This window comes from Branchiibius sp. NY16-3462-2 (genome assembly GCF_001594145.1).
In the GTDB taxonomy this organism is placed as follows: Bacteria; Actinomycetota; Actinomycetes; order Actinomycetales; family Dermatophilaceae; genus Branchiibius.
The window spans coordinates 1-629 of the sequence record NZ_LVCF01000031.1 but is presented as its reverse complement, the minus strand read 5'-3'; the positions used below and the strand labels follow the sequence as shown (position 1 = coordinate 629).

General features: G+C 61.8%; 1 protein-coding gene. It reads right to left on the bottom strand.

The window, feature by feature from the left end; translation table 11 throughout:
- Positions 1 to 107: 107 nt before the first annotated feature.
- Positions 108 to 434 carry a transposase gene (locus AZH51_RS08350; protein WP_291523193.1) on the bottom strand — a complete coding sequence of 109 codons (327 nt, stop codon included), beginning with the start codon at positions 432 to 434 and terminating at the stop codon, positions 108 to 110.
- Positions 435 to 629: the final 195 nt, after the last annotated feature.

Below are 629 nucleotides of genomic sequence, written 5' to 3'. Positions count from 1 at the left end.
AGACCGGGTCAACCGCAGCAGCCGGCCCCGATCACCATCACGCAGCACCAACCCCGGAGCAGGACGATTCGCCATACCCCATGATCCCAAACCCAATCGTTAAATGATTAACGACGCGCCGCACTAGTTGACGCGTTCGCTTGTTGTGGATGCCGCTCAAAGCGACTTGGATGACCGGGCTGAGAGGGTTCGGTTGAAGCGTAACTTCCGTAGCCTTTGAGGTCGCCCAACCGCTTCAGCTCCTCATAGTCGCCCGTGGACAGGCTCGAGGACCCGTCCCGGTCGGCCCGTGCCCGGGTCACCCAGTTGCCCAAGGTGCCCTCGTTCACGCCGAGGTCGCGCGCGACCTGCGCGATCGGCTTACCCGTCTCTTCGACGATCCGGACAGCTCCCTCACGGAACTCCCGGTCGTACTTCTTCCTGATCTCTGGCATCTCGATCCTCATTGTCGATGCCTCTACGGTCCGGGGGGAACCTCGCACCATCCCCAAGGACTTGACCGGGGACTATCGCAGTTTCGGTGTTTCTGGTCCGTGACACGCCCACTGCTGTGGGCGGGATCGGAATAGGGACGCATGACACTGCAGGACATGAACGAAGAGCAGGTCGAGCCGACGCACGACACGGCT

Excerpts from the sequence above, each read along its gene's own strand:
- AZH51_RS08350 (WP_291523193.1), bottom strand. The coding sequence starts at position 434 with ATGCCAGAGATCAGGAAGAAGTACGACCGGGAGTTCCGTGAGGGAGCT.